Below are 12,497 nucleotides of genomic sequence, written 5' to 3' on the forward strand. Positions count from 1 at the left end.
TCTCATCTTGCCAGCGCGCGGACGGTCCGGTTTACGGATTTTTGCAGAAGGGTTTCCAGTTTGGAGAACACTTTTTCTTTGAGATTGGAGCCTGAACTGTATTGGCGACATGAATATGAGCTTCATGCCGCTTACCATTGGTTTGATCCGCCGACGACAAGCGGCCCAAACAGCCCTGTGTCTCGCAGCGTGGCAACAAGCGCCGTTGTCGTGATGACCTTGTGGTGAGCCATTCGCCGCCACTAGCCCTGATGCAGCGTCCATACATGCATACCCTACTGGTTGCAGTTCTGTTGTCATTTATAAAGTTTAATCGTGCCGAATAAGAAAGCGATACAATGACCTCTTGCTAATGATTACGCCTTTTGCTGACCGGGCGTTACGCAGTTTGAACAAGGTGCATTCGCGATGTTAACCAACCAAGTCATACTTAGTAAGGGCGAACTCCATTTTATGAGAATTGCGGTCGCCGTAAAGGGGCATTGTGAGCGACCTCCATCCGCAGGCAGTGTGATCAGGCTCGAACTAGTTATCACAGCCCCTTCGATTCATTCAGATGGGGAAATGCCCTACTAGGCGGCGTGGACGAATTGGTTGACGAATTGATCGCAGCTTGATTCAAGACTGCTTTTTGGAGGCAGTCATGAGCCGAGGCGATCTGAGCGAATCCGAATGGCGTGTTCTGAAGGATTTATTGCCGATTGAAGCAGTCAATCGGGGACGCGGTCGTCGTCCGGAGCAAAATCGTGCGATCATCAACGGCATACTTTGGAGACTTCGCTGCGGGACGCCTTGGCGGGATGTCCCACCCAAATACGGCAATTGGAATACGATCTATCGGCGGTTTCGGCGTTGGAGCGAAGCCGGGGTCTGGGAGGCTGTTTCGATCACGCTCGCTGAGATCATGGCTGACAGCGGCCACTACAGCATCGATAGCACCACAGTTCGGGCCCATATTTCGGCAGCGGGCGGAAAGGGGGGATTCATCGACGCGCTCTTGGCCGCTCGCGGGGCGGGTTCACCAGTAAACTTCACTGTCTGGCTGATGCCAGAGGAAGACCGCTTGCCTTCCATCTGACGGTTGGCGAAGCCGCAGATTGCAAGGCTTACGACACTCTGATCAGCTTACCCGAGCAAGCGCCACAGGCGCTTCTTGCTGACAAGGGATATGATGCGGATGCCATTCGTGATGATCTTGCCAGCCGCAATATCAAGCCCGTCATTCCTGGCAGAGCAAACCGCCGCGTGAAGATTGAATATGATCGCACGCTGTATAAACAGCGCAACCTAATCGAACGGATGTTTGGCAGACTGAAAATCAACCGCGCCATTGCTACTCGATACGACCAACTCGCCGAGAGCTTCATCAGCATGGTTCATATTGCTACCGCAAGATACTGGCTCAAATTCGTCCACGCCGCCTAGGTCTATATCCTACAGAGTCTATGACGCCGATCCGTTCGAAATATTTTTATCTGAGCGTAGATACTCCCGCAAAATCCTAAACACACTCGCCCGCCCGATCCCCAGCTTCGTCGCGATGGCGTCCGCCGTCATCCCTCCGGCCTTCAGCCGCAGCACATCCTCCGCTTTCGCCCGCGCAGTCGGCGCTCGCCCCTTATATTTCCCCTCGGCTTTGGCCTTCGCGATCCCCTCGCGCTGCCGTTCCAGCATCAATTCCCGTTCAAACTCGGCAATTGACCCCAGCAAATTCAGCATCAGCTTGCCGGTCGGTGTGGCGGTGTCGAGGTTCATCGATAGGATGCGGAGTGCCACCCCCTTTGTGCGAAGCGTCTCTGTAATTGCCACGAGGTCTGCGACGGATCGTGCAAGGCGGTCAAGCTTGGTGACGATAAGCGTGTCGCCCTCGCGTACGTAATCCAGCGCCCGCTCCAGCTCCGGGCGCTTGGTAGCTACAGACGACAACTCCTCTTGGAATATGCGCGAAGCACCTGCGGTTGACAGATCGCGGAGCTGGGCTTCAAGTCCAGCTTTCTGGTCGGTGGTTGATGTGCGGGCGTAGCCAACGATTGCGGCGGTGGACATGACGGACTCCGATAGTCTCACATAACTCTATAAGACTGTGATACTGGTGTATCAAAAAGTCAACTCCAATGTGTGTGATACCACCAGTTGGCTTTTTTCCGAGAATCGCTAGGGCTTGCCCTATTGATACTGCGCGGGAATACGGTGCTGTGAGGTTGAGCCATATGCATGTGGGCGGGCGTCGCATGGCATGGCTAGCCACGGATAGAATGTATCGGGAAACGGGACGGAATGGTGCCGCCATCAAGCGCGGCAATGATTGCCGGTAGTTCTATCCATCGAATGAAATATCGCGCCATGCGCCGAATGCGGGGCGAAGATCGGTATGGTCCAGCCTTGCCCCACCGAGTTTCATTGCTTATTGTGTTCTATTATGGGACTGGGTGGGACTGACATTTATTCGGCAGTCTGCATGGCCGTGCGGAAGGGGGAACTGGCGGAGCCGTTTCGCGCCTTAGATGTGCGACGGGTTGCACCCGGCTGGGCCTATCCTCGCTATTTCGAGTTCCTCGCTGACCATTGCACCGACAAGCAGTCGCCCGATGTTGCGCTATTCGTTCGCGTCGCCAAGGGACGCTATCGACTCAACGACCAAAAAGCTGGGTAGGCCGAGGCCCCATCCCCCCTTTGCATTGTGCAAACGGCGAGGGCTACTTCGCCGGATGCCACCCCCCATCTGCCTGACCATGTCCCTCGCAAATTTTGTGTGAATTTTTCAGTCGTATGGCTCGGGGGCGAGCGCAAGCCTAACGCCTTGGTCTTCCAGATATTCGAGCACTGCGAAAAGCATAATTAGAACGCCCGACATTTCCAGCGTCTCTTCGATTGTTGAAACGACGAGGTAGGACGCATTGAAAAAGGTTTCGTCAGCCAAGAACGCTCCAATACCCTCGAAGACCAGAGCGCCGGTCACAAAAACCGCTCCTGCAAGGACGAACAGGCTTGCTGTGCGTCGGGGCAGTGCGAATAACCAGCGGACGAAAATAACTCCGACAACGATCACAACGAAAGCAGCCGGAATGATCCATGAGAAAAATGGATGGGCGGTGCCGGGGATGGCGTAATTATCCGCTCGCCATAAGCCGTGCATGTCCGTTCCCTCGTCGAGCGACATATAGAAGAAGATCGCTGACAAGCCCCACCACGCAGTCGAAGGAAGTGATTTGAGGCGCTGGACCCACGCGACCAATGCGAGCGCGCAGGCGGTTGCAAATAGCTGAAGTACAGAAAACCACGTCGGAACGTTCATTTCTCGGTTGAGGTCAAACATATGGCCGACGCGATTAATCGGCTCCATCGCAATGCCACAAGCTTTTGTGTACCAGCACACCATGACCACGGAGTGCAGAAATACTAGTAAAGCGATTATTCCAGCGGAAATCCACGCAATCAAAGATGGGCGAATACTGAAATAGAGGTGTGTTTGTGCCTGTTGCATGGTGCCCCCCCATAGGCATTACCCATTCAAATTTATCGCAACGACAGGTTACGTTCAACGAAATGGCGGCTACCGCTGCTTGTTTCGCCTACTATCGTTAATTTCTGACAGTGCAGTTCTTGCGTCGTTTTTTACTCGCTATAATTTACCAATCGCCAATACATTGTTGCCGGATGCAGGAGTCGTGGAAACGTAGTCAGCCCACGCGCTCATGAGCCTGCGTCGCTTTTCCAGCATGTCGCCACGCTGATATGCCGCCTCGGTTTTGTCGCGGACGGTGTGGGCGAGCGCGGCTTCGGCAATCTCGCGAGGGAAGCTGGAACGCTCCGCCGCCCAATCCCTGAATGTGGAGCGAAAGCCATGAACGGTTAGTCCCTCAGTGCCGTCCATTCCTCGAAGAACTTCTAGCATTGCCATGTTGCTCAACGGCTTACCTCGTTTCGCGCCGGGGAACACGTAAGGGCTGTGGGCTTCCCTCGGCGTTGATTGCAGGATTTCTACGGCGCGGTCGCAAAGAGGGACGCGGTGCGGCTTATCCGCTTTCATGCGCTCTGCCGGGATCGTCCAGACCTTCTCGACTAAGTCGAACTCGGCGTCGGTTGCGCCGATGGCTTCGGACGTGCGGACAGCGGTGAGGATTGTGAACTCAAGGGCGCGGGCGGCTATGCCCGATACCTCTCGGAGCCGGGGCATGAAGGAGGGGAGGTCGGTGTACGTCATGGCTGGGTGATGCCGAACTTTGGAAACCTTGGACCGGGCGGGAAGCAGCTTGTCTAGGTGGCCGCGCCAACGAGCAGGGTTTTCGCCGTTCCGGTAATGGCGCGCTTTGGCCCAATCCAACACCAACTCAATACGTCCGCGTACACGGCTCGCGGTTTCGGTTTTTTCTGCCCAGATCGGCTCGATGATTTTAGTGATATGGGCGGTGTCGATGCTGGCGACTGATAGGGAGCCGATGACGGGGTAGGCGTAGGTTTTGAGGGTGTTGCGCCACTGGTCCGCGTGCTTGGCATTTTTCCAGCCTGCCGCGTGCGCCTTGATGTAGCGTTCGGCGGCATCCGCGAAGGAGATTTCGTTCGCGGCCTTCGCTCGCGTGGTGGCTTGGCGTTCTCGGCGTGCCTCAATTGGGTCTATTCCATCCGCCGTAAGTTGCCGAGCTTCTCGCGCCCGTTCCCGGGCTTCCCGAAGTGAAAAATCGTGGATGGAGCCAAGTCCCATTTCGCGGGCACGGCCAGCAAGCATGAAGCGGAAAATCCAAGACTTGGTGCCGCCCTTGGCGACCTGCAAATACAGCCCGCCGCCATCATTATACATGCCTGCGGGAAGTGCTTTGGCGACCATTGCGGCGCTTAATCTGTTGATGACGCTGGCCATTTCAGACCTCAAAAAATGGGATTAGAAGTAGTGATATTAAGCTGTTGAGATGCTTGAGTCTATTGAAAATGAAAGAATTTCACGTACACCATTTTTGAGTTTATGAGAGTAGAACCAAAAGTATACTTTGGTACCCACATACCTACCCACAAATGCATGTCGGAACCCATCGGAACTAAGCGCAGATGACCGGCACGAAAATGATACGAAATTATTGATTTTATTGAGTTATCGGAATTACTCGGAATTACTCATAAGTTCGAATGACAGACACCCCCTCCGCCATTTCAGTATAAAATCTAAACGCTGGCACTAGCCGCCGCCTATCGTTTCCAAACCGAAGCCGATCGCGTTACTCCGGTTGCGAGCAACGGGTGCTTCGGTGCAAGCTGCACGGTCCAGAGCCTGCTTCCATCAACATTTCTGGTAAGACGCAAAAAGCCGCCCCGGTTTGGGGGCAGGCTTCGTGTGGTGGTGGCCTGTTCTGAAGCGAACTTCTCTTTACTGGGTAACATGGGCAATCGCCTCAAGAATAACTTCTGCGACTTCCGACGGTTGGGAAATGTGCGGTGCGTGCCCGGCTGGCAGAGTAGTCACCTTTGCGGAGATTTTCTGCGCCATTGCTGTCTGGAGATCTGGTTGGATCATGCGATCCTGTTCACTCACCACATACCAGGACGGTTTCGTCGTCCACGCAGCCACGGACACCTTGCCATCGAAACTACTGACGTGGGTTGGGTGCTGTGTAGCGAATATCACCTTGGTTTGTGCAGGCGCGACGTCTTGAGCAAGATGCTGCTGCACACCTTCCAATGTCAATGTCAGGAAGCCATCCTCGTCGGCTTGGACGTGATTAAAACCGGAAGGGGGCGGGTAATCCTTGGCCGTCTGGTTGACCGACATACCTTCGGAAAGCGCGAAGGCCGCCACATAAACAAGTGCTTTCACATTGTCGTTCTGGCCGGCTTCGGTAATCACGGCTCCACCATATGACCAGCCGACCAGCACAACAGGGCCTTGCAGTCTTTCAAGCGCGCGCCGGGTGGTCGCGATGTCGTCCTCCAGGGAGGTCAACGGGTTCTGTACGGCTACGACATTCACGCCTTTTTCCTGCAGCAGGGAGATCAGTCGGCTCCACGTCGATCCATCGGCCCATGCTCCATGCACGAGGACTACAGTTGGTTGCTGTGCGCTGGGACGGATCGCGGTGCTTGTTGTATCAGAGACGGGTTGCATGGCTTGGTGCCTTTCCTTCTAAATGGTGCTGTCCCGGTCGATCGCGGGATAATGGCAGCTTCATGCATATTGTAGTTATGAAACACTGAGGATAAAATGGTTCATACTTTTCAATAATAGAAACGGATTGTTTGTAATGGATCGGTTGACTGGCATGAGAGTCTTCGTAAAGGCAGTCGAATCCGGGTCCATCTCGTCGGCGGCACACGAGTTGGAGATGTCGTCACAGCTTGCCGGCAAGCAGATACGTGCCTTGGAGCTCGGACTGGGTGTAAGACTGCTGACAAGGACGACGCGTCGGCAAAGCCTTACTGATAGCGGGCAAGTGTTCTACGAGCGCGCGAAGAACATTCTGGCGGAAATGGACCTTGCCGAAGCATTGATGGCGGAGACAAGGTCTGAACCAAGGGGAAGGCTTCGCGTCAGTGCTCCGGTGACTTTTGGAAGCCATGCGCTTGCGCCCGAACTTTCGGAATATCTCAGGCGGCATCCCGAGGTGTCGGTAGACCTCAATCTTACGAACCGAAATGTCGATTTGGTGGAGGAGGGGTTTGACGTGATTTTTCGTGCTGGCGATCTCCCCGACAGCAGCCTTATCGCCAAGCGTCTTGCGCCCTATCGCCTTATTCTATGTGCTGCGCCTGCCTATATGGATTCTGCAAGCAGCCTGAAGACACCGCAGGATCTGGTCGAACATGAATGCCTGATCTTCACGCATTCATCGCTCCGCACTCATTGGTCATTCATTGGGCCGGAAGGAGAGGTGACTATTTCAATCACAGGTCGTTTCTGTGCCAACAGCGGTGAAGCACTGCGTGCTGCAGCGCTTTCTGGTATGGGCATCCTCTTTCAACCGTATGAACTGGTTGCCGATGAGATATCGTCAGGAAAGCTGATCCGGCTTCTCCCTGAATACGAACCCCCATCGCGCGCCCTGCATGCGCTTTATGCTTCAGATCGACAGATGACGCCCAAGCTCAGGAGTTTCCTGGATTTCGCAACCGAGAAATTTAGTGACGGAAAGCGTTGAGAGGTCGCGTCGCACATATTTTCCGGAGCTATAGCAAGTGTTCTGTCTTCTTTTGTCCCGGAAATTGTTTCACATTTTTCCAGATACGTTCCAGTGAAGCAGGTCGTGATTAAATCACAATGTTCCATTGGTATTTATGCCGATAAATATCATGAACATTATCACTATTACGACTGCAAACAATGCAAGAGATTGAAGAACAGAGAATGTATCAAGTCCCATATTTATAAATCCTAAAATATAATATAGGTAAAACATATCATAAAACTTAATTTATGGCCAGTAATTGATTCGTTTTAAGTAAATGAAAGTCGTCAAAGTCAATATATCTTCATTTTTTATTTGCATAATATAGCAAATGGAGGGTGTTTTCATATGAGCCGTGGATCTGAAAGCCGGGCCACTTTCACACGTGCGTCCATTAGAGCTCATCCCGAAAAGTGTGAAACGGTTTTCGGATAAGATGCGCGTGAAAACAAATATTTAGAGCGCGTTGTGCGCCCACAGCCGGACGGCACGCGTTAACACCGACCGTTGCTGTTGCAATCGTATGTGAAGCTTATGATGCTTCTTCTTCGATTACATTCTGCGCAACCTGTTCGATACCACCATTGAAGCGTTCTGCGGCAAGCAGCCCGAGCCACACGGCGATCAGGCAAAGCACAACCGAAAAACCGATATTGAACAGGGCTTTGCCGGGTTGTCCAGCGCGCAGAAGATCCATCGTTTGCAGGCTGAAAGACGAGAAAGTGGTGAAGCCACCGCACACGCCGACCATGAAGGCGAGGCGCCAGATTTCCGGTATGGGAAAACGGCCTTGCTCCAGTGTCAGCGCACCGAAGAACGAGATTGCAAAAGAGCCGGCAATATTGATGACGATGGTGCCCCAGGGAAGTTCGCGGCTTATCGGCAGCATCAAGAGGGCCAGCCAATACCGCGCGACACTTCCGATCGCTCCACCGAGCGCTACCATGAGGGTTGCTTGCATTGTTCTGTGTCCATTTCAATAATGGATAGAGATTAGTCGGTGACGTCTGGAAATTCGATAGAATATCTCACTTCGAGAGGTCTTGCGACGCACTCTTCTCCTGTTTCAATTCAAGCAGGAGTCATCAGCCAATTGCTGGCAGTTTCGGGAGAACCCCATTCCCATCATGTACGGCGAAAGCCGTCATTGATTTATACTGAAATATCGGACTGTTCGTCAACGTGATGGGCGCGGATGCGGCGCCCATCCCGATCACAAACCGGTAATCAGTTCAGCGCGCCGCTCTTGCGGCGTCCTAGCCGCCGTTTCACCGCGTCGCTGGCGCGATAGAGGAACGAAGCGGGTGCAGGCAAAGTGCGCCGCATGAAGGCGACCTTGCGCAGATAATTGTCGATTTTCCAGGTTGCCCATGTGCCGCCCCGGAAATAGGCAACGTCGCCAGCCCGCAAGGTGCGCGTGCCGCCGTCAGCGTCGGTAACGTGCACTTCACCTTCCAGAATATAGACGGTTTCATCCCAGCCGAAATACCAGCGGAAAGTGCCTGCGGTGCAATCCCAGATGGCCGTATAGGCGGCTCCGTCCCGGCTTGCTGATTGCTCGCTGGAGCGCGCCTGCGGAGTGCCGTCCAGCACCCAGTCAGGATTGATCGGTGCGGGTTTCAGTTCCATTTCCATTGCATTATCGGAGACCACAGCTGGTCCCGTGGGCGCAACGAAACCCCTCGGCATCGTTCGAGTTACGGCAAGAACGGCACTTGCAAGCATGAATTTCCAAGCCATGATTTCCCCCGAATGGCAGTCATCTTTCCAAATAACGGCTAATCGTCAGGAATGCGTTAAAGGCTTGAAAGAAGCGATCTTTCCCCGCAACTCATGCGAGACTCGCAATTGGCTCCAGTAATTATTTTATGTCTTTGATTTTACTTTGTATTCACAGAAAACGAAAAACGGAATTCGGTTGTTGCTTCAAACAGGCGAGGGATAGAAACGCCACCGGAACTTGCTCCGGTGGCGAGGTGTCATGCTGCAACTATGCCGTCACGGCGGGCAGGCAGTTCGAAGAGGCGGGCACCATTGTCGGTTCCTTTTTCTTGGTAACCAATGATCTTGAACCATTTTACGATGTCGGATCGGTCGAGCCAGCTTCGTGAATGGATTGGCAGATCACCGGCCAAAGCCTGGATCTGCCGGATATGCTGCTTGCAGAAACGCACGGTATTTCGGTTGAAAAATTCTTCCTTCGCCGCAAAAAGCGTATCGGTGGCACCGTCGCCCTCATGCCAGGCGATGATAGCAACCACCTTGCCGTCCTGCAGCAAAGCATGTGCACGGCCTTCCCGCAGGTTCATCATCAGGTTGTCATAAGCGGCTTTAGTATCCTTGCCGGCGGCGATATATTCGATCGCCATACGCCTCGAAAGGTCGTGAAAAACGCTTTCAAGATCACCGACAGTCGCTGTGCGTGCCTTCATTTTTCTGACCTCCCTTCGTTTCACTCCAGTCGCGTGCAAACCGCGACAGCACCATAATGGCCACTTCCGGCCATCGCTTTCAACGTGAAAAGCTGCTGCCGGTTCCGGTCAGGCGAACCCAATTCAGCTTTGATGGGTGATCGTAACTGCAAGACCGGGCAATATGTGGCGGGCAGGGATTGTCTTCACGTGATTGTGAAAACTGCCCGCGCCTCGGCGTCATTCGACCGGATTTTCGTCATTCTCCGGGCCTTTTCGGATTGCGCTAAGGCTCTAGTCTTATAGCGAACGCAGGTTGGTTATGCACAACTAGGGTACAAGTTGTTTGAACAATTCTGGAGGCTTGTGTATCCAGAGCGTATGTTTCTCATCTGCGTATCGTGGAATTTTCTCGGAAACACCTCCAAAAGTCTTACCCACCTAATCGGCAGGAAACGACAATGACCGACCTTCCCGGATATCCGAGTCGTCGCAGTTTTCTGAAAGCCTCCGCGGCAAGCGTGATGCTTTCAGGGCTCGCTGTCTCAGCTAAAGCGGAACCACAAACTCCCCCGGTTCCACTCGAAGAATATGAACGTCAATATTTCAATGAAGTCGAATGGGCTTTCATTCTCGCCGCAACGGCAAGACTGATCCCGTCTGAAGGCGATGGTCCAGGCGCTATCGAAGCCCGTGTTCCTGTCTTCATCGATCTCCAGCTTGCCGGTGATTACGGTCGCGCGGATGACTGGTACATGGTTGGTCCCCACGATGCGTCCGCCGATCCGACGCGCGGCTGGCAGACGCCGCTCAACCCTGCGCAGATTTACAGGCAGGGTATTCCTGCCTTCAATGCGTGGTGCGAGCAGAAGCATGGCGCTGCGTTCTCGGCCTTGACGGCGGAACAGCAAGATGCGGCGCTGACCTCGCTGCAGAAGGGGGAGGTCGGTTTGCAGCCTGAACTGCGCGACTTCTTCACAGTCCTGTTGCAGAACACCAAGGAAGGCTATTTCGCCGATCCGATGTATGGCGGCAATCACGGCATGCAGGCCTGGAGCTATATCGGCTTCCCCGGCGCGCGCGGCAGCTACAAGGAATGGGTCGAACGCTACAATGTTCGCTACCCGTTAGGCCCAGTTTCGATCAAGGGCGAGAGGGCTTAACAATGGCACGTCAGGAAAAGAAAAAAGACGTGGTCGTTGTCGGCCTCGGCTGGACCGGCGCTATTCTGGCCATGGAACTGGCTCAGGAAGGGCTTGAAATCGTTGCGCTTGAGCGCGGTCACGACCAGAACACGGTCCCCGATTTCAAGTATCCCAACATGATCGACGAGCTAAAATATGGTGTGCGCCTCAAGCTGATGCAGCGCGCCAGCCAGCAGACGGTCACGATCCGACGCAACGAGAATGAAGTTGCATTGCCGTATCGCAGTTTTGGTTCGTTTCTGCCTGGTAACGGCGTTGGCGGAGCGGGCACGCACTGGAACGGCCTGAACTGGCGTCCGCAGCCGGAAGAGCTGCGCCTGCGCTCCTATGTAAGGGAACGCTGGGGCGAACAGATCATTCCGGAAGACATGCTTCTGGGCGATTATCCGATCCATTACGACGAGTTGGAACCGTTCTTCGACCGTTTCGAGCGTATTGCCGGTATCTCCGGGAAGGCTGGCAACCTCAAGGGCAAGATCGCCCAAGGCGGTAATCCGTTTGAGGGATGGCGCTCAAACGACTATCCCATGCCACCGATGCACACGACCTGGGACGGCCGGAAGTTTGCCGATGCCGCGCAGGGCATGGGGTATCATCCGTTCCCGTCGCCCGGCGGCATCGCGTCGACGGCCTATGTCAATGAATATGGCATGCAGATGGGACCGTGCAACCATTGCGGTTTCTGCGAGCGCTTCGGCTGCTACCAGTATTCCAAGTCTTCGCCTCAGACAGCAATCCTCGATGCGCTGAAGCGCATGCCGAACTTCTCCTATCGCACGGAGTCGGAAGTTCTGCGTGTCGAGATGGCGCCAGACGGCAAGACGGCTACGGGCGTGACCTATTTCGACGAGGCGACGCAGGAGGAAGTGTTCCAGCCCGCAGATATTGTTATTCTTGCGTCCTTCTCGCTCAACAACGTGCATCTGGCGCTGCTTTCCGGCATCGGCCAGCCATACGATCCGGCAACGGGCGAAGGTGTGACCGGTCGTAATTATGCCTATCAGATGAATGGCGGCGTGACGCTCTTCTTCAAGGATGAAGAGTTCAATCCGTTCATCGGCACCGGCGCGAACGGCATGTGCATCGACGATTTCGGTGTCAACCAGATCGATTTCGGACGAGAAGGCTTCATCGGCGGTTCGTACTGGCGCGCAGGCCAGACCAACGGCCAGCCGATCCGCAGTATGCCACTGCCGTCCGGTACGCCGGGCTGGGGCGGTGCATGGAAGAAGGCCATTGCCGAATGGTACGGCCATGCCATGTCCATCGGCAGCCATGGCTCGCATATGGCTTACAGGACTAACCATCTCGATCTGGACCCAACCTACAAGGATCGTCACGGTCGCCCGCTCATGCGCATGACCTTCAACTGGAATCCGAATGATATCCGGATGACCCAGTACATGAAGACCAAGATGGAAGAACTGGCCAAGACGATGAACCCGGACCTGATGCAGTCGTCCTTCAAGAAGGAAGGCGCGCAATATGACGTGCGTCCCTATCAGACGACGCACAATACGGGTGGCCATAGCATGTCGGAAAACCCGCGGGAGGGCGTGGTCAACCGCTACTCGCAGGCATGGGACAAGCACAATGTGTTCATGACCGGCGCGGGCAATTTCGTGCAGAACACGCAGTACAATCCGACAGGCCTGCTCGGCGGGCTTGCCTATTCGACTGCGCATGCGATCCGCACGCAATATCTGTCCAATCCGCGTCCGCTGATCTGA

Annotated in this window: 11 protein-coding genes, 1 pseudogene and 1 riboswitch; of the genes and pseudogenes, 5 read left to right on the top strand and 7 right to left on the bottom strand. The window is 54.4% G+C overall.

All coding sequences use genetic code 11. The annotated features are described in order from the left end of the window. Positions 1 to 643 precede the first annotated feature (643 nt). Positions 644 to 1,425, top strand: a pseudogene (locus tag OHI65_RS09260) (IS5 family transposase). An 18-nt stretch (positions 1,426 to 1,443) separates the two neighbouring features. On the opposite strand, the gene OHI65_RS09265 reads toward OHI65_RS09260, so the two are convergent. Continuing rightward, positions 1,444 to 2,046, bottom strand: a complete 603-nt coding sequence (locus tag OHI65_RS09265; RefSeq protein WP_264358695.1) for a recombinase family protein — start codon at positions 2,044 to 2,046, stop codon at positions 1,444 to 1,446. Positions 2,047 to 2,458: 412 nt separating this feature from the next. Here OHI65_RS09265 and OHI65_RS09270 point away from each other — a divergent pair, with 412 nt between their 5' ends. Beyond that, positions 2,459 to 2,653, top strand: a complete 195-nt coding sequence (locus OHI65_RS09270) for a hypothetical protein (RefSeq protein ID WP_313733548.1) — start codon at positions 2,459 to 2,461, stop codon at positions 2,651 to 2,653. A gap of 108 nt (positions 2,654 to 2,761) precedes the next feature. Here OHI65_RS09270 and OHI65_RS09275 read toward each other — a convergent pair whose 3' ends face one another. From OHI65_RS09275 to OHI65_RS09285, 3 genes are all read right to left on the bottom strand, one after another. Next, the gene (locus OHI65_RS09275) at positions 2,762 to 3,484 is read right to left on the bottom strand and encodes a hypothetical protein (RefSeq protein ID WP_264358696.1); all 723 of its coding nucleotides are present in this window, start codon (positions 3,482 to 3,484) and stop codon (positions 2,762 to 2,764) included. 138 nt (positions 3,485 to 3,622) lie between these two features. Beyond that, positions 3,623 to 4,858 carry a tyrosine-type recombinase/integrase gene (locus tag OHI65_RS09280; protein ID WP_151612320.1) on the bottom strand — a complete coding sequence of 412 codons (1,236 nt, stop codon included), beginning with the start codon at positions 4,856 to 4,858 and terminating at the stop codon, positions 3,623 to 3,625. Between the two features lie 501 nt (positions 4,859 to 5,359). Further along, positions 5,360 to 6,094, bottom strand: coding sequence for an alpha/beta fold hydrolase (locus tag OHI65_RS09285; protein ID WP_125300592.1), 735 nt, complete (start codon positions 6,092 to 6,094; stop codon positions 5,360 to 5,362). A gap of 136 nt (positions 6,095 to 6,230) precedes the next feature. Between OHI65_RS09285 and OHI65_RS09290 the strand changes: the two genes are divergently transcribed. Further along, the gene (locus tag OHI65_RS09290; protein ID WP_012093004.1) at positions 6,231 to 7,124 is read left to right on the top strand and encodes a LysR family transcriptional regulator; all 894 of its coding nucleotides are present in this window, start codon (positions 6,231 to 6,233) and stop codon (positions 7,122 to 7,124) included. A gap of 559 nt (positions 7,125 to 7,683) precedes the next feature. Here OHI65_RS09290 and crcB read toward each other — a convergent pair. The 3 genes from crcB to OHI65_RS09305 form a co-directional block, all read right to left on the bottom strand. Beyond that, complete coding sequence (gene crcB / locus OHI65_RS09295; RefSeq protein ID WP_012093003.1) at positions 7,684 to 8,112, bottom strand: fluoride efflux transporter CrcB; 429 nt, start codon at positions 8,110 to 8,112, stop codon at positions 7,684 to 7,686. Positions 8,113 to 8,220: 108 nt separating this feature from the next. Beyond that, positions 8,221 to 8,284, bottom strand: a riboswitch (Fluoride riboswitch). 94 nt (positions 8,285 to 8,378) lie between these two features. Then, entirely contained in the window at positions 8,379 to 8,891 is a 513-nt protein-coding gene (locus OHI65_RS09300) for a cupin domain-containing protein (protein WP_012093002.1), read from the bottom strand. 239 nt (positions 8,892 to 9,130) lie between these two features. Further along, positions 9,131 to 9,583 carry a hypothetical protein gene (locus OHI65_RS09305; RefSeq protein WP_010658808.1) on the bottom strand — a complete coding sequence of 151 codons (453 nt, stop codon included), beginning with the start codon at positions 9,581 to 9,583 and terminating at the stop codon, positions 9,131 to 9,133. Positions 9,584 to 10,023: 440 nt separating this feature from the next. Here OHI65_RS09305 and OHI65_RS09310 point away from each other — a divergent pair, with 440 nt between their 5' ends. Both OHI65_RS09310 and OHI65_RS09315 read left to right on the top strand, forming a co-directional pair. After that, positions 10,024 to 10,725, top strand: coding sequence for a gluconate 2-dehydrogenase subunit 3 family protein (locus OHI65_RS09310; RefSeq protein WP_012093000.1), 702 nt, complete (start codon positions 10,024 to 10,026; stop codon positions 10,723 to 10,725). Positions 10,726 to 10,727: 2 nt separating this feature from the next. Further along, positions 10,728 to 12,497, top strand: coding sequence for a GMC family oxidoreductase (locus tag OHI65_RS09315; RefSeq protein ID WP_125300593.1), 1,770 nt, complete (start codon positions 10,728 to 10,730; stop codon positions 12,495 to 12,497).

This window comes from Brucella sp. MAB-22, assembly GCF_025908475.1.
Taxonomy (GTDB): domain Bacteria; phylum Pseudomonadota; class Alphaproteobacteria; order Rhizobiales; family Rhizobiaceae; genus Brucella; species Brucella anthropi.

What these genes read in the sequence shown, in the direction of transcription:
- OHI65_RS09265 (WP_264358695.1), bottom strand. Translation starts at nt 2,046, where the DNA reads ATGTCCACCGCCGCAATCGTTGGCTACGCCCGCACATCAACCACCGAC.
- OHI65_RS09270 (WP_313733548.1), top strand. Translation starts at nt 2,459, where the DNA reads ATGGCCGTGCGGAAGGGGGAACTGGCGGAGCCGTTTCGCGCCTTAGAT.
- OHI65_RS09275 (WP_264358696.1), bottom strand. Translation starts at nt 3,484, where the DNA reads ATGCAACAGGCACAAACACACCTCTATTTCAGTATTCGCCCATCTTTG.
- OHI65_RS09280 (WP_151612320.1), bottom strand. Translation starts at nt 4,858, where the DNA reads ATGGCCAGCGTCATCAACAGATTAAGCGCCGCAATGGTCGCCAAAGCA.
- OHI65_RS09285 (WP_125300592.1), bottom strand. Translation starts at nt 6,094, where the DNA reads ATGCAACCCGTCTCTGATACAACAAGCACCGCGATCCGTCCCAGCGCA.
- OHI65_RS09290 (WP_012093004.1), top strand. Translation starts at nt 6,231, where the DNA reads ATGGATCGGTTGACTGGCATGAGAGTCTTCGTAAAGGCAGTCGAATCC.
- crcB (WP_012093003.1), bottom strand. Translation starts at nt 8,112, where the DNA reads ATGCAAGCAACCCTCATGGTAGCGCTCGGTGGAGCGATCGGAAGTGTC.
- OHI65_RS09300 (WP_012093002.1), bottom strand. Translation starts at nt 8,891, where the DNA reads ATGGCTTGGAAATTCATGCTTGCAAGTGCCGTTCTTGCCGTAACTCGA.
- OHI65_RS09305 (WP_010658808.1), bottom strand. Translation starts at nt 9,583, where the DNA reads ATGAAGGCACGCACAGCGACTGTCGGTGATCTTGAAAGCGTTTTTCAC.
- OHI65_RS09310 (WP_012093000.1), top strand. Translation starts at nt 10,024, where the DNA reads ATGACCGACCTTCCCGGATATCCGAGTCGTCGCAGTTTTCTGAAAGCC.
- OHI65_RS09315 (WP_125300593.1), top strand. Translation starts at nt 10,728, where the DNA reads ATGGCACGTCAGGAAAAGAAAAAAGACGTGGTCGTTGTCGGCCTCGGC.